The 19,752-nt window shown below is 61.0% G+C and carries 15 protein-coding genes; 5 read left to right on the top strand and 10 right to left on the bottom strand.

From position 1 onward, the window contains the following. Positions 1-85: 85 nt before the first annotated feature. From ACRESH_RS06165 to ACRESH_RS06155, 3 genes are all read right to left on the bottom strand, one after another. Positions 86-1,183, bottom strand: a complete 1,098-nt coding sequence (locus tag ACRESH_RS06165) for a polyamine ABC transporter substrate-binding protein (protein WP_431741135.1) — start codon at positions 1,181-1,183, stop codon at positions 86-88. 169 nt (positions 1,184-1,352) lie between these two features. Beyond that, entirely contained in the window at positions 1,353-2,711 is a 1,359-nt protein-coding gene (locus ACRESH_RS06160; protein WP_431741134.1) for an aspartate aminotransferase family protein, read from the bottom strand. A gap of 46 nt (positions 2,712-2,757) precedes the next feature. Then, on the bottom strand, positions 2,758-4,116 hold the full coding sequence (locus tag ACRESH_RS06155; protein ID WP_431741133.1) for a glutamine synthetase family protein: 1,359 nt from the start codon (positions 4,114-4,116) through the stop codon (positions 2,758-2,760). Between the two features lie 582 nt (positions 4,117-4,698). Here ACRESH_RS06155 and ACRESH_RS06150 point away from each other — a divergent pair. After that, positions 4,699-6,075: a glutamine synthetase family protein gene (locus ACRESH_RS06150; RefSeq protein ID WP_431741132.1), complete on the top strand. Its 1,377-nt coding sequence runs from the start codon at positions 4,699-4,701 to the stop codon at positions 6,073-6,075. 170 nt (positions 6,076-6,245) lie between these two features. On the opposite strand, the gene argA is transcribed toward ACRESH_RS06150, so the two are convergent. Both argA and argE read right to left on the bottom strand, forming a co-directional pair. After that, a complete protein-coding gene (gene argA / locus ACRESH_RS06145; RefSeq protein WP_431741131.1) occupies positions 6,246-7,544 on the bottom strand; it encodes an amino-acid N-acetyltransferase in 1,299 nt (432 codons plus the stop codon). Between the two features lie 115 nt (positions 7,545-7,659). Beyond that, the gene (argE, locus tag ACRESH_RS06140) at positions 7,660-8,817 is read right to left on the bottom strand and encodes an acetylornithine deacetylase (protein ID WP_431741130.1); all 1,158 of its coding nucleotides are present in this window, start codon (positions 8,815-8,817) and stop codon (positions 7,660-7,662) included. Between the two features lie 127 nt (positions 8,818-8,944). On the opposite strand from argE, the gene ACRESH_RS06135 reads away from it, so the two are divergent. Beyond that, the gene (locus tag ACRESH_RS06135; RefSeq protein WP_431741129.1) at positions 8,945-10,336 is read left to right on the top strand and encodes an inorganic triphosphatase; all 1,392 of its coding nucleotides are present in this window, start codon (positions 8,945-8,947) and stop codon (positions 10,334-10,336) included. 3 nt (positions 10,337-10,339) lie between these two features. Here ACRESH_RS06135 and ACRESH_RS06130 read toward each other — a convergent pair whose 3' ends face one another. Beyond that, positions 10,340-10,810 (bottom strand): Lrp/AsnC family transcriptional regulator, encoded by a 471-nt coding sequence (locus ACRESH_RS06130; protein WP_431741128.1) that lies wholly within the window; start codon positions 10,808-10,810, stop codon positions 10,340-10,342. A gap of 126 nt (positions 10,811-10,936) precedes the next feature. Between ACRESH_RS06130 and ACRESH_RS06125 the strand changes: the two genes are divergently transcribed. The 3 genes from ACRESH_RS06125 (at position 10,937) to ACRESH_RS06115 (ending at position 13,435) form a co-directional block, all read left to right on the top strand. Further along, complete coding sequence (locus ACRESH_RS06125) at positions 10,937-11,257, top strand: hypothetical protein (RefSeq protein ID WP_431741127.1); 321 nt, start codon at positions 10,937-10,939, stop codon at positions 11,255-11,257. Between the two features lie 99 nt (positions 11,258-11,356). After that, on the top strand, positions 11,357-13,066 hold the full coding sequence (locus ACRESH_RS06120; protein ID WP_431741126.1) for a GspE/PulE family protein: 1,710 nt from the start codon (positions 11,357-11,359) through the stop codon (positions 13,064-13,066). Positions 13,067-13,120: 54 nt separating this feature from the next. Then, entirely contained in the window at positions 13,121-13,435 is a 315-nt protein-coding gene (locus ACRESH_RS06115) for a DUF2388 domain-containing protein (protein ID WP_431741125.1), read from the top strand. Between the two features lie 59 nt (positions 13,436-13,494). Here ACRESH_RS06115 and gcvP read toward each other — a convergent pair whose 3' ends face one another. The 4 genes from gcvP to ACRESH_RS06095 form a co-directional block, all read right to left on the bottom strand. Further along, a complete protein-coding gene (gcvP, locus tag ACRESH_RS06110; protein WP_431741124.1) occupies positions 13,495-16,371 on the bottom strand; it encodes an aminomethyl-transferring glycine dehydrogenase in 2,877 nt (958 codons plus the stop codon). Between the two features lie 81 nt (positions 16,372-16,452). Continuing rightward, positions 16,453-16,836, bottom strand: coding sequence for a glycine cleavage system protein GcvH (gene gcvH, locus ACRESH_RS06105; protein WP_431741123.1), 384 nt, complete (start codon positions 16,834-16,836; stop codon positions 16,453-16,455). Between the two features lie 45 nt (positions 16,837-16,881). Continuing rightward, on the bottom strand, positions 16,882-17,964 hold the full coding sequence (gcvT, locus tag ACRESH_RS06100; protein WP_431741122.1) for a glycine cleavage system aminomethyltransferase GcvT: 1,083 nt from the start codon (positions 17,962-17,964) through the stop codon (positions 16,882-16,884). A 121-nt stretch (positions 17,965-18,085) separates the two neighbouring features. After that, on the bottom strand, positions 18,086-19,708 hold the full coding sequence (locus ACRESH_RS06095; RefSeq protein ID WP_431741121.1) for an ABC transporter permease: 1,623 nt from the start codon (positions 19,706-19,708) through the stop codon (positions 18,086-18,088). Between the last annotated feature and the right edge of the window lie 44 nt (positions 19,709-19,752).

Genomic DNA, 19,752 nt, shown 5'->3' with positions numbered 1-19,752 from the left:
CTTCGATACACGCTTGTCGCAAAAACAATTTGCCACTTTTCTTGATCCTGGGCGTGATTTGCACCACGCCCGGGGTCAATCAGGCTTATTTGCCCGATTTGATCTTGGTCCAGCTGCGAGTGATCAAGCGCAGGGTGCCTGCGTCCAGGTCGCTGATTGCGTACAGCTGCTTCTTCACTTCATCCGACGGGTAGATGCTCGGATCGCTGGTAATGTCCTTGTCCACCAACGGGGTAGCCGCTTTGTTGCCGTTCGGGAAACGTACAGCGTTGGTGATCTCGGCCATGACTTCCGGCTGCATCAGGAAGTCCATGAACTTATAGGCAGCGTCGACGTTGGTGGCATCCTTTGGAATGGCAACCATGTCATAGAAAGTACCGGCACCTTCTTTCGGAATGGTGTAGGCCAGTTTGACCTTGTCGCCGGCCTCTTTGGCGCGTTCCTTGGACTGCTCCAGGTCACCCGAGTAACCCACGGCGACGCAGATGTTGCCGTTGGCCAGGTCCGAGATGTACTTGGAGGAGTGGAAGTAGGCGATCGAAGGACGAACCTTGAGGAACAGTGCTTCGGCTTCGGCCAATTGCTTCTTGTCCTTGGAGTTGGTCGGGTAGCCCAGGTAATGCAGCGCCGCCGGGATCATCTCGGTCGGTGCATCGAGGAAGCTCACGCCGCAGCTCTTGAGCTTTTCGATGTTCTCCGGCTTGAACACCACGTCCCAGGAGTCGATCTTGTCGATGCCCAGCGCAGCCTTGACCTTCTCCGGGTTGTAGCCGATGCCAATGGAGCCCCACATATACGGGAAGGCATGTTTGTTGCCCGCGTCACTGGCATCGCCAACAGCCTTGAGCAGGTCTTCGTCGAGGTTCTTCCAGTTCGCCAGCTTGGACTTGTCCAGCTCCTGGTAAACGCCCGCCTTGATCTGCTTGGCCAGGAAGTTGTTGGACGGTACCACCACGTCGTAACCAGACTTGCCTGCCAGCAACTTGGCTTCTAGGGTTTCGTTACTGTCGAAGACGTCGTAGACGACTTTGATACCCGTCTGCTTTTCGAACTTGGCGACGGTATCCGGCGCGATGTAGTCGGACCAGTTGTAAACGTGAACAACCTTGTCATCCGCCTGAACAGCACTGGCCATGGCGCCCATCAGGGACACAGCCAACAACGTCTTGCCCAATTTCTTCATGCGTAATGCTCCAAGATTTTTTATTTAGCCATCTGTTCAGTGGCCGGCTCTTTATGGCGCAAGCACTAGGCGACTGAAACAGTCGCTAGTCTGGCAAGTTCCAAGGCGCTCTTTCAAGGAAGGCGCGCCTCGAAACACGATGATGCCATTACGCTAGCCTAGCACTTGGCTATTTCAGCGCCTCGAGCGTCAAGTCCAGGCATTTGCGTGCCTTTTCCACCAGCTCGTCGATCTCTTCACGGCTGATTACCAGGGGTGGTGCAATGATCATGGTGTCGCCCACCGCACGCATGATCAGGCCGTTGTCGAAACAGTGCTGACGGCAGATCATGCCTGCGCCCCGGCCTTCGTAACGGGCACGGGTTGCCTTGTCCTTGACCAGCTCGATTGCACCGAGCATGCCCAGGCCACGCACTTCGCCCACCAACGGGTGATCGTTCAGCTCGCGCAGACGTTTCTGCAAGTACGGTGCCGTTTCTTCCTTAACCCGCTCGATAATTTTCTCGTCGCGCAGGATTCGCAGGTTTTCCAGGCCCACGGCGGCGGCAACCGGGTGACCGGAGTAGGTGAAGCCGTGGTTGAAATCGCCACCTTCGCTGACCACCTTGGCCACTTCGTCACGTACGATCACACCGCCCATGGGGATGTAACCGGAGGTCAGGCCCTTGGCGATGGTCATCAGGTCAGGCTTGAGGTCGTAGTAATCGGAACCGAACCACTCACCGGTACGCCCGAAGCCACAGATCACCTCGTCGGCAATGAACAGGATGTCGTACTTGGCGAGGATCTCCTTGATCTTCGGCCAGTAGGTGTCTGGCGGAATGATCACCCCGCCCGCGCCCTGGATCGGCTCGGCAATGAAGGCGGCGACATTGTCTTCGCCAACTTCGAGGATTTTCTTTTCCAGTTGCTCGGCCGCCCACACCCCGAATTCGTCCGGGGTCATGTCGCCGCCTTCACCGAACCAGTATGGCTGCGGGATATGCACGATGCCCGGGAGCGTCCCACCCTGCGCGTGCATGCCGCTCATGCCACCCAGCGCGGCACCGGCCACGGTGGAACCGTGATAACCGTTGATCCGGCCGATGATCACCTGCTTTTGCGGCTTGCCCTTGATCGCCCAGTAGTGGCGGACCATGCGCAGAATAGTGTCATTGCCTTCGGAGCCGGAGCCGGTGAAGAACACATGAGTCATACCTTGCGGCGCCAGGTCAGAAACCGCCTTGGCCAGTTCCAGCGCCGGTGGGTGAGCCGTCTGGAAGAACAGGTTGTAGTACGGCAGCTCACGCATCTGCCTGGCCGCAACTTCAACCAGCTCTTCACGACCGTAACCGACCGCCACACACCACAGACCAGCCATGCCGTCGAGGATCTTGTTGCCCTCGCTGTCCCACAAGTGCACGCCTTGAGCTTTGGTGATGATGCGCGGGCCCTTCTCTTTCAGCTGTTTATAGTCACTGAAAGGCGCCAGGTGGTGCTCACTGCTCAGGGTTTGCCACTCACGGGTTTGCGGGTTGTTGACGCTCATGTGCTTCTCCGTTTCTGACTGCCGCGGTCCTGCGGCTGCGGGTTGATCAGACTGCAAACAGCAGGAACTCACGTTCCCAGGAGCTGATTACGCGTTTGAAGTTTTCATGTTCGGCGCGTTTGGTCGCGACGTAGCCGGCAATGAATTTCTTGCCCAGGTACGGTTCCAGGGCCTGGCAGTTTTCCATGCGCTCCAGGGCATCTTCGATGGTCAGCGGCAGGCGCAGGTTGCGCCGCTCGTAACCACGGCCCTTTACCGGCGCGCTTGGTTTGATGCCTTCGACCATGCCGATATAGCCGCACAGCAAGCTCGCAGCGATCGCCAAGTACGGGTTGGCATCGGCGCCTGGCAGACGGTTCTCGACCCGACGGTTATGTGGACCGGCATCCGGTACGCGCAGGCCGACGGTACGGTTCTCCTCACCCCACTCGACGTTCACCGGCGCCGAGGTGTCAGGCAGGAAACGGCGGAATGAGTTGACGTTCGGCGCGAACAGCGGCAACACGACAGGGATGAACTTCTGCAGGCCGCCGACATGGTTGAGAAACAGCTCGCTCATGCGCCCGTCTTCATCAGAGAAGATATTCTTGCCGGTGTGCACGTCAATGATGCTCTGGTGCAGGTGCATGGCGCTGCCCGGCTCGCCGGTCATCGGTTTGGCCATGAAGGTGGCGGCAACGTTGTGCTTGAGCGCCGCTTCGCGCATGGTCCGCTTGAACACCAGGATCTGGTCGGCCAAAGCCAGGGCGTTACCGTGACGGAAGTTGATTTCCATCTGCGCCGTGCCGTCTTCGTGGATCAGCGTGTCCAGGTCCAGGTTCTGCAACTCGCACCAGTCGTAGACGTCCTCGAACAGCGGGTCGAACTCGTTGGCGGCTTCAATGGAGAACGACTGACGGCCGGTTTCCGGACGGCCGGAGCGACCGATCGGCGGTTGCAGCGGGAAGTCCGGGTCTTCGCAGCGCTTGGTCAGGTAGAACTCCATTTCTGGCGCCACGATTGGCTGCCAGCCCTTGTCGGCATAGAGTTTCAGGACCTTCTTGAGCACGTTGCGCGGCGACAGTTCAACCGGGTTGCCCTGTTTGTCATAGGTATCGTGGATCACCTGAGCCGTCGGCTCGATGGCCCAAGGCACGAGAAACACCGCGTTCTCGTCAGGCCGGCAGATCATGTCGATGTCGGCCGGGTCCAGCAGTTCGTAATAGATGTCGTCATCGACGTAGTCGCCGGTGACGGTTTGCAGCAGGACACTCTCGGGCAAGCGCATGCCTTTTTCGGCAATGAACTTGTTGGTTGGAGAAATCTTGCCACGGGTGATACCGGTGAGGTCGCTTATCAGACACTCGACTTCGGTGATCTTGTGTTCTTTCAACCAATCGGTGAGCTGGTCGAGGTTGCTACTCATAAATACCTCAGGAGGTAAATGTCTGGACAGTCGTCAGGACACCCGGAGTGGGCCGTCCCAGACATTCTGTATGCCGCGCGGGGCTAAAGCAAAAGCCGCGCAGGGGCATGCCGCGACGAGGGCCGCTATAGTGGAGGCAGTGGATATTCGCAGGTGCATCGACAACAGGCAGGCTGCCCGGGCCGTCAATTATTTCAGCCGGGGTACTGCGTACTGACGCGTAGCGATAGACGCTCGCGTAAAAGGCCTGCGAACCGATCTGCGGGCGGCAGACGGTGATGCCGATTGTCGGCTGGTGTGACATGTAACCCCCGGTATTATTGATGTTATGGGTTGCCACCGAGCTTAGCCTTGTTCATTTTTTTACACAACACCCCCGTAAAAAATAGAACACGGCCTGCTCAAGGTCGCTCCTGCTCGTACGAAAGCAGCGGTTGTCCGTGCCCTCAATTGCAGCAAAAATGCCTCTTGACGGCCATTTTAGGGCATCATGGGCTTGGCTTGACTTCAGTATGGCTTTCCGATTGACTGGAGCTGCAAGCCCCCATTGATTGATATTTTTAACAACAAAGGTGTTGCATCATGTCGGTACCCCCGCGTGCCGTTCAGCTTAACGAAGCGAACGCGTTCCTTAAGGAACATCCTGAGGTTCTCTACGTTGACCTTCTGATTGCAGATATGAATGGTGTGGTGCGTGGCAAGCGCATCGAGCGCACCAGCCTCCACAAGGTTTACGAGAAAGGCATCAATCTGCCGGCCTCCCTCTTCGCATTGGATATCAACGGCTCGACGGTCGAAAGCACCGGCCTGGGCCTGGACATCGGCGATGCCGACCGCATCTGCTATCCAATCCCCGACACCCTGTCCAACGAGCCTTGGCAGAAGCGCCCTACCGCCCAACTGCTGATGACCATGCACGAGCTCGAAGGCGAGCCGTTCTTTGCCGACCCGCGGGAAGTCCTGCGCCAGGTGGTGAGCAAGTTCGACGAGATGGGCCTGACCATCTGCGCCGCCTTCGAGCTGGAGTTCTACCTGATCGACCAGGAGAACGTGAACGGCCGTCCACAGCCACCGCGCTCGCCGATTTCCGGCAAACGTCCGATGTCGACCCAGGTCTACCTGATCGATGACCTCGACGAGTACGTCGACTGTCTGCAGGACATCCTCGAAGGTGCCAAGGAGCAGGGCATCCCTGCCGACGCCATCGTCAAGGAAAGCGCCCCGGCGCAGTTCGAAGTCAACCTGCACCACGTTGCCGACCCGATGAAGGCCTGCGACTACGCGGTACTGCTCAAGCGCCTGATCAAGAACATCGCCTACGACCATGAGATGGACACCACCTTCATGGCCAAGCCCTATCCGGGTCAGGCGGGTAATGGTCTGCATGTCCATATCTCGGTGCTGGACAAAGATGGCAAGAACATCTTCACCAGCGAGGATCCCGAGCAGAACGCCGCACTGCGTCACGCGATCGGCGGTGTGCTCGAGACCCTACCGGCGTCGATGGCGTTCCTGTGCCCGAACGTCAACTCGTACCGCCGTTTCGGTGCCCAGTTCTACGTGCCAAACTCGCCAAGCTGGGGCCTGGACAACCGTACCGTAGCCCTGCGCGTACCGACCGGCTCACCCGACGCGGTGCGCATCGAACACCGCGTTGCCGGTGCCGATGCCAACCCGTATCTGCTGATGGCCGCTGTTTTGGCCGGTGTTCACCATGGTTTGACCAACAAGGTCGACCCGGGCGAGCCGACCGAAGGCAACTCCTACGAGCAGAACGAGCAGAGCCTGCCGAACAACCTGCGTGATGCCCTGCGCGAGTTGGACGACAGCGAGGTCCTGGCCAAGTACATCGATCCGAAATACATCGATATCTTCGTGGCCTGTAAGGAGAGTGAGCTGGAGGAGTTCGAACACTCCATCTCCGACCTTGAGTACAACTGGTACCTGCATACCGTGTAAGCGGGTGGGTGCTGGAATGACCTGTGGCAACTGTCTTCCACTTGGTTAACTGTAGGAGCCGGCGTTGCCGGCGATGGGACGCGTAGTGCCCCTGGCCCGGCTCCGCCGGGCATCGCCAGCAACGCTGGCTCCTACAGGGGGTTATAGCATCGGGCTTGCCCCGCGATGCATTACAAAGCCTTCTCGAAAATCTTCGAATTGCGCTGATAGTTGTACAACGAAGCGCGCGCCGCCGGCAGTCGCTCGACGCCACTCGGCACAAAGCCCCGCTCCCTGAACCAGTGCGCGGTCCGCGTCGTCAGCACAAAGAGGGTATTGAGCCCCATCTCCCGCGCCCGCGTCTCGATGCGCTCAAGCAGCTCATCGCCGCGACCACCATGACGATACTCGGGATTCACCGCCAGGCACGCCAGCTCCCCAGCCTCAGAGTCGGCAATCGGGTACAGCGCCGCACAGGCGATGATCATCCCTTCGCGCTCGACCACACTGAACTGCTCGATCTCGCGCTCCAGCACCTCACGCGAACGGCGCACGAGGATGCCCTGCTCCTCCAGCGGGCTGATCAGTTCAAGCAAACCGCCGACATCTTCGATCGCTGCCTCTCGAACCTTCTCGAACTGCTCCTGGGCCACCAGGGTTCCGCCACCATCACGGGTGAACAGTTCGGTGAGCAAGGCGCCGTCTTCGGCATAGCTGACGATATGGCTGCGCGCCACGCCACCACGGCAGGCCTCGGCGGCAGCATCGAGCAACTCACCCTGATAATCACTGCCCAGACGCTGTAGATGTGCTGGCACCTGCTGTGGGCGCAGTTCACGCACCAGCCGTCCTTGCTCGTCGAGCAGGCCGCGCTCGGCACCGAACAGCAGCAATTTATCGGCGCCCAACTCGATGGCTGCGCGGGTAGCGACGTCTTCGCAAGCCAGGTTGAAGATCTCCCCGGTCGGCGAGTAACCCAGCGGCGACAGCAGCACGATGGAGCGCTCATCGAGCAGGCGGTTGATACCTTTGCAATCAACCCGGCGCACTTCACCGGTGTGGTGATAATCCACGCCTTCAAGCACGCCAATCGGCCGCGCAGTCACCAGGTTGCCCGCCGCGATGCGCAAGCGCGAACCCTGCATTGGTGAGGCCGCCATATCCATCGACAGGCGTGCCTCTATTGCAATGCGCAGGTGACCGACAGCGTCAATCACACAATCCAGAGTTGCCGCATCGGTAATACGCATGCCGCGATGGTAGTGCGGCGTCAGGCCACGATTGGCCAGGCGGGTTTCGATCTGCGGACGCGAACCGTGCACCAGCACCAGACGAACCCCGAGACTGTGCAGCAGGACCAGGTCGTGGACGATATTGCCGAAGTTGGGGTGTTCGACCCCGTCACCAGGCAGCATGACCACAAAGGTGCAGTCCCGGTGGGCGTTGATGTAAGGCGAAGCATGACGCAGCCAGTTGACGTAATCGGGCATAACCACAGAGCCTGTAGAAAAAGGGACAAGAACGGGAAAGCACACAGCGCTCGAAGGGTTATCGTCGGAACAGGCTTGGCGTCACGCGCAATCTCCTTTGGCAAAACGGTTGAACTCAGCGGGCAATTACCGGGTTCAGGCAATAATGTTCGATCAACTCACGCAATAGACGCACAGTAGGCTGCAAGCGTGACATTTCAAGGTACTCGCCCGGCTGGTGGGCGCAAGCGATGTCACCCGGGCCCAGCACCAGGGTTTCGCAGCCCAGGCGCTGAAGATAAGGCGCTTCGGTGCCAAAGGCTACCGCTTCGGCGCGATGTCCGGTAAGACGTTCGGCTACCCGTACCAATTCCGCATCGGCGGCCTGCTCAAAGGGCGGCACTTCGGGAAACAACGGGGCATAGTCGATCTTTACCTGGTGCTGCTCGGCCAGCGGCACAAGTTTCTGCCGGATGGCGGCACGCAGAGCCTCTGGGTCCATCCCCGGCAACGGCCGCAGGTCGAACTCCAGGGCACACTGGCCACAGATCCGGTTGGGGTTGTCACCGCCATGGATGCAGCCGAAATTCAGGGTCGGTTGCGGCACGCTGAACTGGGCGTTGCTGAATTCCTTCTGCCATTGCCGGCGCAAGCTCATCAGCTCAGCCATTACCTGGTGCATGGCCTCCAGCGCGCTGTGCCCCAGGCTCGGGTCCGACGAATGGCCGCTGCGGCCGAGGATATCGATGCGTTCCATCATCACCCCCTTGTGCAGGCGGATCGGCTTGAGCCCGGTCGGCTCGCCGATCACCGCAGCCCGGCCCAGAGGGCGACCGGCATCGGCCAAGGCACGGGCGCCGGACATTGAGCTTTCTTCGTCGCAGGTGGCGAGAATCAGCAGTGGCTGCTTGAAGTCATTGGCCAGCAACGGCTGTACCGCCTCGATGATCAAGGCGAAGAAGCCTTTCATGTCGCAGCTGCCAAGGCCTACCCAGCGGCCGTCGACTTCGGTCAGCTTCAGCGGATCGGTCTGCCACAGCCCCGCATCATAGGGCACGGTATCGCTGTGCCCGGCCAGCACCAGCCCGCCTGGCCCACTGCCGTAACTGGCGAGCAGATTGAACTTGCCCGGCGTCACCTGCTGGATATCGCAGGCAAAACCCAGGTCGCCCAGCCAACCGGCCAACAGGTCGATCACCGCGCGGTTGGACTGGTCCAGCGCAGGTTGAGTACAGCTTACCGATGGAGTGGCAATCAGTGCGGCAAACTGGTCTTTGAGCGATGGCAGCGGCATGCGCGTTCTCCTCGGGACGAAACCCATCATAGGGCCATCGGGCACCTGGAATAAACCGTCGGCGGCCGAGTCCTGTACACTGCACGGCCAAGACGCTCCCTGTCATCCGAGCCTGGATTACCCAGCAATGCACAAAGAAACCGAAATCAAACTGCGGGTCAGCCGCGAGACCCTCGCCGCCCTGCGCGAACACCCATTGCTGAAGAAGCGCAACAAGTCTGGCTGGCAGCAGCGCGAACTGCTCAACCAGTACTTCGACACCCCGGAGCGTGACCTGGCCGCCGCCAAGGTCGCGCTGCGCCTGCGCCGCGACGGCGAGGTGGTCATCCAGACCCTCAAGACCCGCGGCCAAAGCGTCGCCGGCCTGTCCCAGCGCAATGAGCACGAGTGGCAGCTGCCCAAGGCCAAGCTGGACCTGAAGAAGCTCGACGACGAATGCTGGCCAGCCGAACTCGCCGAGGTGGACAAAAAGGCCATCAAAGCGTTGTTTACCACCGATTTCACCCGTGAATACGCGGAAATCGCCTGGGGCCGCGGCAAGGCCAAAGTGGTCATCGAAGCTGCCCTGGATCTGGGCACTGTGGTTGCGGGCAAGCACAAAGAAGAAATCTGCGAGCTGGAGCTGGAGCTGCGCGAAGGCGAGCCAGAAGCACTGCTGGAACTGGCCGCCGAGCTGTCCGCTAGCCTGCCGCTGTTCCCGTGCGACATCAGCAAGGCCGAGCGCGGTTATCGCCTGCTCGATCCGGCCAGCTACGCATTGAGCCTGCCGGCTGCCGAACTGAACGCCGAAATGCCACTGGACGACGCCTTCGCCGCCCTGGCCTGGCAACTGCTCGGCGCCAGCCAACGCCTGGCCGAACAGTACCGCTTCAATGGCCACTGGCGTCTGCTGCAGGACTGGGTCAAAACCCTGGCCGAACTGCGCGCCTTGGCCAGCAGCCTGGGCCAAGCCGCACCGCGTACGACCACCCACGCGCTGCGTGCCAATCTCGACGTCCTGCTGGAAGACTGGCGCCCACTGGTACTGGCCGGCAACGACGACGAAGACGTCCGCCGTGCGGCGCCTGAGCAGTTTGCCGAAGAACTGCTGGACACCCGCTGGGGTCAATTCTCTCTGGAAACCTCGCGCTGGCTGCTGGCCCGCGGCTGGACCGCCGAACGTAACAAGCGTGGTGACCGCCAGGGTGCCGCACAACTGGGCAACTGGCTGAACGTGCTGCTGGCCGACGAGGCCAAGGATCTGAATCTGCCGCTGTACCATCGCCAGCCGGAAGACCTGGCCGAACAGCTGCCGCGCATCGAGCGCCTGCTGGCCTGGCTGCACCATGCCCGTCAGGTGCTGGAGAGCCCGGACCTGGACCGCCTGTTCGGTGAACTGAACAAGTTGCACGAACTGGCCAACCTGCCGATCAGCAACGAAGTGGAAGAACAAGTCCGCACGGAGGTCCTTGAAGCCCGTGTCGACCAGGCCATGGCCGTATTCCAGAGCCGTGGCTGGAAGCACCTGCTGCGCAAGTAAGCCCTAGCGCAGCACCGGTAGACTCGTCGTGGACTTGATTTCGGACAAGGCCACGATCGAGTTGACCTCCTGGATCCCCGGCACCATCGACAGCTTCTCGAAGAAAAACCGTTCGTAGGCTTCGATGTCCGCGGTGACAATGCGCAGCAGAAAATCCACTGCGCCCATCAGCACATAACACTCCAGCACCTCCGGGAAGCCGCGAATCGCCTCGGTGAACTCGGTGAAGTTGGAGCGTCCGTGAGCGTTGAGTTTGACCTCGGCGAAAATCTGCGTATTCAGGCCGATCTTCTTGCGGTCAAGCAAGGTCACCTGAGCGCGAATTACCCCCTCCTCCTTCAAGCGCTGAATCCGTCGCCAGCAGGGTGACTGAGAAAGCCCTACGCGCTCGGCAATCTGAGCACTGGAAAGCGCAGCGTCCTCCTGTAAAAGGGCCAGGATGCGACGATCATAGGCGTCCAATTCGCTTGGCATAATTATTTCTCCATTACACATTCTAGCGAATTGAATAATTCGAATATTCGCCATAATCACTGATCATAGAGAAAAAATACCCGCGCACGCATGTGAAAATTTCTCGCACTGAATCCGGAGAACTCCATGAGCGCACTCGAACGCTTCGACAGCCCTCTGCCCCCACTGCGCGACGACGTCTGGGCCGTCGGCAGCGCCCTCAGTTGCGTGCACTACCAATTGCAGGTCGAAGCCGAACCGGACAGCCTGTGCCGCGTTTTGAATCTGTTCGCCCTGCAGTTCCTCACGCCGCACAAAGTGCAGATGCGCCAACAGGGCGATCTGCTCGACGTCGAGATCGAGATTGCCGGCTTGAGCTGGCACCGGGCCGAACTCATTGCCCAAAAAATACGCAACCTGATCTGTGTCGACGTAGTTCGCCTGCAACTTGCCCAGCATCCGGACTGAGTATGGAAATGCCTGGATACGTAGATCGGCCTTGCTATTCCCCACAGTCAACTACGCTTGTCATTGCCACCCCTTCAGGCAGCAAGGCAAGGACGCCACATGACTGTCAGCGACGAGGATCGCCGGCTGAGCCTGGACAGCCTCTTGGCCGACCTGCTCGATGCTCGACTCATCAACCCGGACGCTGCTCAGGTACTGCGAACTCAACCACTGGCCGCCGAAGTCCACCCCCTCGAACACATCGCCCGCCAGGGCCTGCCTGACCCACGCCAAGCTGGTCGGCGCCTGGATCTGGAAACCCTGTGCCAGTGGCTGGCCCCGCGGGCCGGACTGCCCTACCTGTACATCGACCCGCTGCAGCTCGACCTCGCCGCAACCACTGGCCTGATGTCCGCGGCCTTTGCCCAGCGTCACGGCATACTGGCGATTGCGGCGGACGCCCAGGGCATCACCGTGGCCAGCGCCGAACCCTTTGTCAGGTCCTGGGAAACGGATCTGGCACAGGTACTGCGACGCCCGATCAAGCGCGTACTGGCGAGCCCCGTGCAGATTCGCCAGTTCAGCCAGGCATTCTTCCATCTGGCCCGTTCGGTCAACGGGGCCAGCCGCCAGCCGCTGCCAGCGCCTTCACCCGGCAATCTGGAACAGCTGCTCGAACTGGGTACAAACGACCAGCAGCGCGAAGATGATGATGCCCATATCGTCACCATCGTCGACTGGCTGCTGCAATACGCTTTCGATCAACGTGCCAGCGACGTTCATCTGGAGCCCCGGCGCGACCAGGGTCACTTGCGCTTTCGCATCGACGGCCTGCTGCACCCGGTCTATCAGTTCCCGGCCGAAGTGACCCTGGCCGTCATCAGCCGCCTGAAAACCCTCGCAGGCATGAATGTCGCTGAAAAGCGTCGCCCCCAGGACGGCCGGATCAAGACCCGCCTGCCGGCTGGCAACGAAGTCGAGCTGCGCCTGTCGACCCTGCCTACCACCTTCGGTGAAAAATTGGTGCTGCGCATCTTCGACCCCCTCCTGCTGCTGCAGGACTTCCCCCAACTTGGTCTGGACGGCGAGGACCTTGAGCGCTGGAAAGCCCTGATCGGACAACGCCACGGCCTGATCCTGGTTACAGGTCCCACCGGGTCCGGCAAAACCAGCACCCTGTATGCCACCCTCAAGTATCTGGCAACACCTCAGGTCAACCTGTGTACCGTCGAAGACCCTATCGAGATGGTCGAACCCAGGTTCAACCAGCTACAGGTACATCCGGCGATAGACCTGGGCTTTGCCGAAGGCGCCCGCGCCCTGCTGCGCCAGGACCCGGACATCATCATGATCGGTGAGATTCGCGACCTGGAGACTGCCCAGGTGGCCTTCCAGGCCGCGCTGACCGGCCACCTGGTGCTGTCCACCCTGCACACCAACGACGCCTGTAGCGCCATCAACCGCCTGCTTGAGCTGGGTATTGCGCCGCACTTGATCAAGGCTGGGCTGATCGGGGTGATGGCCCAGCGCCTGGTACGCACGCTCTGCAGTGCCTGCAAAGTCCCGGCGCCTTCGAGCGAAGCCGGCTACCATGCCAAAGGTTGCAATGAATGCCGGCAGACCGGCTATCACGGTCGCACCGGTATCCATGAACTGCTGTGCATGAGCGAAGGGCTTATAAGCCAGATTCGCGGCGATACCGACCTGGCAATGCTGCGCCGGCAAGCCCTCGACGAAGGCCTGCCAAGCTTGCAACAAAGCGGCGCGCAGAAGGTGCTGAGTGGTCTGACTACAGCGGCGGAAGTGCTGCGCGTTGCCCCAGGGAACTAGATGGGGGCGAACCGATCAAAGCTGCCAGTTAACCTCAGTTGGAGTCACCCCTCGATGCGTCTCAAAATTGCAGTCGCGACCCTTGCCCTGCTCTCCCTGCCAATCGGTTCAGCCATGGCCGATACATTCTGGCGCAATGTCATTTCCTCCGGCGCGACGACCGCCTCCACCTACCTGACGTCCAAGGATCATAAGCTGGTGGTTGCCGCCCAGGATGATGCCGGCAGCTTTGTTGCCAGTGAAGGTGCAATTCGTGGCCCGTACCTGGAAGCGGCCATGCACAAAGTCCGGGCCGATAACCCGGGGCTTGAGGTCAGCGACATGGAATTGGCCAATGCCATTCTGGCCAAGAATGCTGTAGCGCAGTAATAAATCGCGGGGCAAGCCCGCCCCCACACACAGCCTGTGGGAACGGGCTTGCCCCGCGATCAGCTGCGATAATCATCCACCGGCACACAGGCACAAAACAGGTTCCGGTCACCAAACACATTGTCCACCCGATTAACTGCCGGCCAGTACTTGTGCAGACGCACATGCTCACTGGGCGCGACACCCTGGGCAATACTGTAGGGACGCTCCCAGACTCCCAGCACATCCGCCAACGTATGCGGCGCGTGCTTGAGCGGGTTGTCTTCTGCCGGCCAGTTGCCCTCCTGCACCTCACGAATTTCCGCACGAATGCTCAGCATCGCCTCGACAAAGCGATCCAGCTCGGCCTTCGACTCACTCTCGGTTGGTTCGACCATCAACGTACCCGGCACCGGGAATGACATGGTCGGCGCATGGAAACCGTAATCCATCAAGCGTTTGGCCACATCCTCCTCGGTAATCCCGGTCAAGGCCTTCAGCGGCCGCAAGTCTAGAATGCACTCATGGGCCACCCGCCCGTTGCGCCCCCGGTACAGCACCGGGAATGCTCCGCCCAGCTGTTCGGCCAGATAGTTGGCCGACAGAATGGCTACCTCGCTGGCATCGGCCAATTGCGGGCCCATCATGGCAATGTACATCCAGCTGATCGGCAGAATGCTCGCGCTGCCCCAGGGGGCGGCGCTGACCGCAGTGTTCTGCGGATCTGGCCCTGGAACCGGGATCACCGGATGGCTGGCCACGAATGGCGCCAAGTGGGCCCGCACGCCAATCGGGCCCATGCCCGGGCCGCCACCGCCGTGGGGAATGCAGAAGGTCTTGTGCAGGTTCATGTGCGAGACATCGGCGCCGATATCGGCCGGTCGGCTCAGGCCGACCTGGGCATTGAGGTTGGCACCATCCATGTACACCTGGCCACCCTGGCTGTGGATAACCTCGCAGATCTCGCTGATACCCTCTTCATACACGCCATGGGTCGACGGATAAGTTGCCATCAGGCACGACAGGTGCTCGCCGGCCGCCTGGGCCTTGGCCTTGAGGTCAGCCAGATCAACGTTGCCGGCCTCGTCGCACTCGACGATCACCACCTGCATGCCAGCCATCTGCGCCGATGCCGGGTTGGTGCCGTGGGCCGATGACGGAATCAGGCAGATATCGCGCTGACTCTGGTGGCGGCTGCGGTGATATTTGGCAATTGCCATCAGCCCGGCGTACTCGCCTTGGGCACCGGAGTTGGGCTGCATGCAGATGGCGTCGAAGCCGGTGATCGCGCACAGCCAAGCTTCCAGCTCATCGATCATCGCCTTGTAGCCCTGCACCTGCGCGGCGGGCGCAAAGGGATGCAGCAAGGCAAAACCTGGCCAGGTAATCGGAATCATCTCGCTGCTGGCATTGAGTTTCATAGTGCAGGAGCCCAGCGGAATCATCGACTGGTTCAGGGCCAGGTCCTTGTTCTCCAACTGCTTGAGATAGCGCAGCATCTCGGTTTCGCTGTGGTGCCGGTTGAACACTGGATGCGTGAGGAAGGCCGAGCGCCGCACCAGAGCCGCCGGAATGCCTTCCGGCAAGGCCAGGGCATCGAGAGTGGCGATATCCAGGCCATGGTCGGCCCCCAGAAAGATATCGAACAGGCGCAATACGGTGGTTTCGTCACAGGTCTCATCGAGACTCACGCCCAACTGGCCGCGACCCAGTATGCGCAGGTTGATCTGCGCCGCCTCAGCGCTTTCGATGATCGCCGTCTGACTGCCGCCCACCTCCAGGGTCAGGGTGTCGAAGAAGTGCTCGTTGAGGCGCTTGATGCCCTTGTTCTCAAGGCCGGCCGCCAGGATAAAGGTCAGCGCATGCACGCGCTGGGCGATACGCTGCAAGCCTTCCGGGCCGTGGTACACCGCATAAAATGCGGCAATGTTGGCCAGTAGCACCTGCGCGGTGCAGATGTTGGAGTTGGCCTTCTCCCGGCGGATATGCTGTTCACGGGTCTGCAGGGCCATGCGCAACGCCACGTTGCCGCGAGCATCCTTGGACACGCCGATAATGCGTCCGGGCATGGCCCGCTTGAACGCGTCGCGACAGGCAAAGTAGGCGGCATGAGGACCACCGTAGCCCATCGGCACGCCAAAACGCTGTGATGAACCCAACACTACGTCGGCCCCCAGCTCACCCGGTGGGGTCAACATCAGCAGGCTGAGCAAGTCGGCGGCAACGCAGGCCAAAGCCTGCTGTTTATGCAGTCGCTCGATCAGAGGTCGCGGGTCGCGGATCTCGCCATGGGTATCGGGGTATTGCAACAACGCCCCGAACACCTGGTAATTGCCGAGGTTATCCACAGCATCGACGACCAGCTCGAAACCAAACCCCTCGGCGCGGGTCTGCAGCACCGACAGGGTCTGTGGATGGCAGTGCTCATCGGCGAAGAACACATTGCTTTTCGACTTGGCCATGCGCTTGGCCAAGGCCATGGCTTCAGCTGCCGCCGTGGCTTCATCCAGCAAGGAGGCATTGGCCAGGTCCAACCCGGTGAGGTCAATAATCATATGCTGGAAATTCAGCAAGGCTTCCAGGCGGCCCTGGGCGATTTCCGGTTGATAGGGCGTGTAGGCGGTGTACCAACCCGGGTTTTCAAGCACGTTACGCAAAATGACGTTCGGCGTGACGGTACCGTGGTAACCCATGCCGATCAGGCTGGTCCACACCTGGTTTTGCTCGGCATACCCTCTGAGCTTGCTCAGGGCGGCCTGCTCATCCAGGGCGGCGGGCAAGTCCAACGGTCGGCTCAGGCGAATGCCCGGTGGCACGGTTTGTTCGATCAGTTCGCGGCGACTGCCCAGACTAAGGGCCTGGAGCATGACCTGCTGCTCCGAGGCATCAGGGCCCAGGTGACGACGCAGGAATGGATTGGCGTCGTACAGTTGGCTCAGGGACGGCGACTGGGACATAGCGGCTCTCTCTTCCTAGACCAAGCCCCGAGCAGTCGAGGCATATTGAGTCTAGGAAGAGATTGCCGCTTTGTGTGAAAACTATTCGCCGATGGCGGCTTTGTAGCCGGCGGCGTCGAGCAGTTTGTCCAGCTCGGCCTTGTCGCTTGGCTGGAGCTTGAAGATCCAGCTGGCGTAAGGATCGCTGTTCAGCGACTCGGGACTGTCAGCCAGCGCCTCGTTCACAGCGATCACTTCGCCACTGACCGGTGCGTAGATATCCGAAGCGGCCTTGACCGACTCGACCACGCCGGCAGCATCGCCAGCGGCGAAGACCTTGCCGACTTCCGCCAGCTCGACGAACACCACGTCACCCAGGGCTTCCTGGGCGTGGTCGCTGATGCCAACGGTCACAGTGCCGTCGGCCTCCAGCTTGGCCCACTCGTGGCTTTCGGCAAAACGCAGGTCGGCGGGGATATTGCTCATCTTGTTGTCCTCGATAGGGTCAGCGGTAGGCCCGCCAGAATGGGTTCAGATCAGAATCTTGCCATGGCGCACGAAGGTCGGCTTGACCACCCGCACCGGGTACCACTTGCCGCGGATCTCCACCTCGGCACGATCGGCGGTTGCCATCGGCACCCGCGCCAGCGCAATCGATTTGCTCAGCGTAGGAGAGAAACTACCACTGGTGATCTCCCCTTCGCCAATACCGGCAACGCGAACCACCTGGTGGGCGCGCAGTACACCGCGCTCCTCCAGCACCAGGCCAACCAGCTTCTGCTCGACGCCATGCTCGATTTCCGTCAGCAAACCGCTGCGGCCGATGAAGTCGCGCTCAGCTGGCTCCCAGGCGACACTCCAGCCCAGGTTGGACGTCAGTGGCGTATGGTCTTCGTCGATGTCCTGGCCATACAGGTTCATGCCGGCCTCAAGGCGCAGGGTATCGCGTGCACCAAGGCCGCTCGGGGCGATGCCAGCACCCACCAGATCGTTGAAAAATGCCGGGGCCTGCACAGCCGGAAAGATGATCTCCACGCCGTCTTCGCCGGTGTAGCCGGTACGGGCGATAAACCAGTCGCCCTCGGCGCGGCCTTCAAAGGGTTTGAGCTCGCGGATCAGGGCTGCCCGCGGGGCGGTTACCAATTCAGCGACCTTGGTGCGAGCTTCAGGCCCCTGGATGGCAAGAATGACCAGCTCCGGGCGTTCGATGAGCTCGACCTGGAAGCTGCCCTTGCAAGCATTCAACCAGGCCAGGTCCTTGTCCCGGGTCGAGGCGTTGACCACCAACCGGTAACCGTCTTCGCAGCGGTAGACAATCATGTCGTCGATGACTTGGCCTTGCTCATCGAGCATCGTGCTGTACAGGGCCTTGCCGGTTTCGGTCAGGCGAGCGACATCATTGGCCAGCAGGCGCTGCAGCCAGACAGTTGCCTGCGCGCCGTGGATATCGATCACGGTCATATGGGAAACATCGAACACCCCGCAGTCACGGCGCACCTGATGGTGCTCTTCGACCTGCGAGCCATAATGCAAAGGCATGTCCCAACCGCCAAAATCGACCATCTTGGCGCCTAGCGCCAGGTGCAGGTCATAAAGAGGCGTGCGCAGTCCCATGGGTTTCTCCTTCCGGGCGTGGCGAAGCTACGGCTGTTGGCAGCATTTCAGCTACCCGGTCTGTAGGACCGGCCGCAGCGAATGCCGCGCATTGTAGCTGCAAGCTTGATGGCTGACATCCTCAGCGCGTTTGACCCACGTGTCGGGCTGAACGCCGAATCAGGCCAATAACGGGCAACAGGCCGACCAGGATCAGTGTCAAGGCAGGCAACGAAGCCCGTGCCCACTCGCCTTCGCTGGTCATTTCAAACACCCGCACGGCCAGGGTGTCCCAGCCGAACGGGCGCATCAGCAAGGTCGCGGGCATTTCCTTGAGGACATCGACGAACACCAGCAAGGCGGCACTCAAGGCGCCCGGCACCAACAGCGGCAGATACACCTTGAAAAACAATCTTGGGCCACTGACCCCGAGGCTGCGCGAGGCCTCGGGCAGTGAAGGGCGAATCCGCCCCAGACTATTTTCCAGCGGGCCGTAGGCCACGGCAATAAAACGCACCAGGTAGGCCAGCAACAAGGCATATAGACTGCCCAACAACAGTGGCCTGCCGGCACCGCCGAGCCAGTTGGACAACGGCACCACCAGCTGGTTGTCCAGGTAACTGAACGCCAGCATGATCGACACAGCCAACACCGAGCCTGGCAAGGCATACCCCAGGTTGGCCAAGCCGATCCCGGCACGAATGCCCGGCGTGGGCGCTTGCCTGCGGGCAAACGCCAGCACCAGGGCCACACAGACAGTGATCAGCGCCGCCATTGCCCCCAGGTAGAGGGTATGCAGGATCAGGCTGGTGTAACGCTCATCAAGATCGAAGCGCCCCCGCTGCCAGAACCACACCAGCAATTGCAGCACCGGGATGACGAAGGCACAGGCAAACACCAACAGGCACCAGCCACTGGCAGCCAGCGCCTTGATCCCGCGCAAGTGGTACAGCGCCTTGCCCCGGGGGCGTTCATTGCTGCCGCGCACGGCGCCACGGGCACGGCGCTCACCGTAGAGCACCAGCATCACCGCCAGCAGCAGCAAGCTGGCCAGTTGCGCAGCACTCGAGAGGCTGAAGAAGCCATACCAGGTTTTGTAGATCGCTGTGGTGAAGGTGTCGAAGTTGAAAACCGACACCGCACCGAAATCAGCCAGGGTTTCCATCAAGGCCAGGGCGACGCCGGCACCGATAGCCGGACGGGCCATGGGCAACGCCACCCGCCAGAATGCTCGCAACGGCGAATGCCCAAGCACCCGCGCCGCCTCCATCAGGCCTTTGCCCTGGGCCAGGAAAGCGGTACGCGCAAGCAGGTAGACGTAAGGGTAGAACACCAGCACCAGAACGATGATCACCCCACCGGTGGAGCGCACCCGCGGCAGGCGCATGGGCCCGAACCCGTCGCGCAGCAGGGTTTGCACCGGCCCGGCAAAGTCCAGCAGGCCGACGAAGACGAACGCCAGCACATAGGCCGGAATGGCGAACGGCAGCATCAGCGCCCAATCCAGCCAGCGCCGTCCGGGGAACTCGCAAAGGCTGGTGAGCCAGGCCAGGCTCACGCCCAGCAAGGTGACGCCCACCCCGACGCCGACAATCAGGGTCAGGGTGTTGCCCAGCAGGCGGCCCATCTGGGTATCGAGCAGGTGCGACCAGATTTGCATGTCGACCGACTGCCAGGACAGCAGCAGCACGCTCAGCGGCAGCAGCACCAGGGCGGCAATGGCGAAAACCAGGGGATACCAGCGGCGTTGGGCGGGGTGGGCCAAAAGGAGAAGTCTCTGGGTGATTCAAAAACATCGCGGGGCAAGCC

Origin of the sequence: Pseudomonas sp. (genome assembly GCF_050739775.1) — a bacterium.
In the GTDB taxonomy this organism is placed as follows: domain Bacteria; phylum Pseudomonadota; class Gammaproteobacteria; order Pseudomonadales; family Pseudomonadaceae; genus Aquipseudomonas.
The sequence above is the reverse complement of the archived record's forward strand: the minus strand, read 5'-3'. Positions and strand labels throughout refer to the sequence as shown.

What these genes read in the sequence shown, in the direction of transcription:
- ACRESH_RS06165 (WP_431741135.1), bottom strand. Translation starts at nt 1,183, where the DNA reads ATGAAGAAATTGGGCAAGACGTTGTTGGCTGTGTCCCTGATGGGCGCC.
- ACRESH_RS06160 (WP_431741134.1), bottom strand. Translation starts at nt 2,711, where the DNA reads ATGAGCGTCAACAACCCGCAAACCCGTGAGTGGCAAACCCTGAGCAGT.
- ACRESH_RS06155 (WP_431741133.1), bottom strand. Translation starts at nt 4,116, where the DNA reads ATGAGTAGCAACCTCGACCAGCTCACCGATTGGTTGAAAGAACACAAG.
- ACRESH_RS06150 (WP_431741132.1), top strand. Translation starts at nt 4,699, where the DNA reads ATGTCGGTACCCCCGCGTGCCGTTCAGCTTAACGAAGCGAACGCGTTC.
- argA (WP_431741131.1), bottom strand. Translation starts at nt 7,544, where the DNA reads ATGCCCGATTACGTCAACTGGCTGCGTCATGCTTCGCCTTACATCAAC.
- argE (WP_431741130.1), bottom strand. Translation starts at nt 8,817, where the DNA reads ATGCCGCTGCCATCGCTCAAAGACCAGTTTGCCGCACTGATTGCCACT.
- ACRESH_RS06135 (WP_431741129.1), top strand. Translation starts at nt 8,945, where the DNA reads ATGCACAAAGAAACCGAAATCAAACTGCGGGTCAGCCGCGAGACCCTC.
- ACRESH_RS06130 (WP_431741128.1), bottom strand. Translation starts at nt 10,810, where the DNA reads ATGCCAAGCGAATTGGACGCCTATGATCGTCGCATCCTGGCCCTTTTA.
- ACRESH_RS06125 (WP_431741127.1), top strand. Translation starts at nt 10,937, where the DNA reads ATGAGCGCACTCGAACGCTTCGACAGCCCTCTGCCCCCACTGCGCGAC.
- ACRESH_RS06120 (WP_431741126.1), top strand. Translation starts at nt 11,357, where the DNA reads ATGACTGTCAGCGACGAGGATCGCCGGCTGAGCCTGGACAGCCTCTTG.
- ACRESH_RS06115 (WP_431741125.1), top strand. Translation starts at nt 13,121, where the DNA reads ATGCGTCTCAAAATTGCAGTCGCGACCCTTGCCCTGCTCTCCCTGCCA.
- gcvP (WP_431741124.1), bottom strand. Translation starts at nt 16,371, where the DNA reads ATGTCCCAGTCGCCGTCCCTGAGCCAACTGTACGACGCCAATCCATTC.
- gcvH (WP_431741123.1), bottom strand. Translation starts at nt 16,836, where the DNA reads ATGAGCAATATCCCCGCCGACCTGCGTTTTGCCGAAAGCCACGAGTGG.
- gcvT (WP_431741122.1), bottom strand. Translation starts at nt 17,964, where the DNA reads ATGGGACTGCGCACGCCTCTTTATGACCTGCACCTGGCGCTAGGCGCC.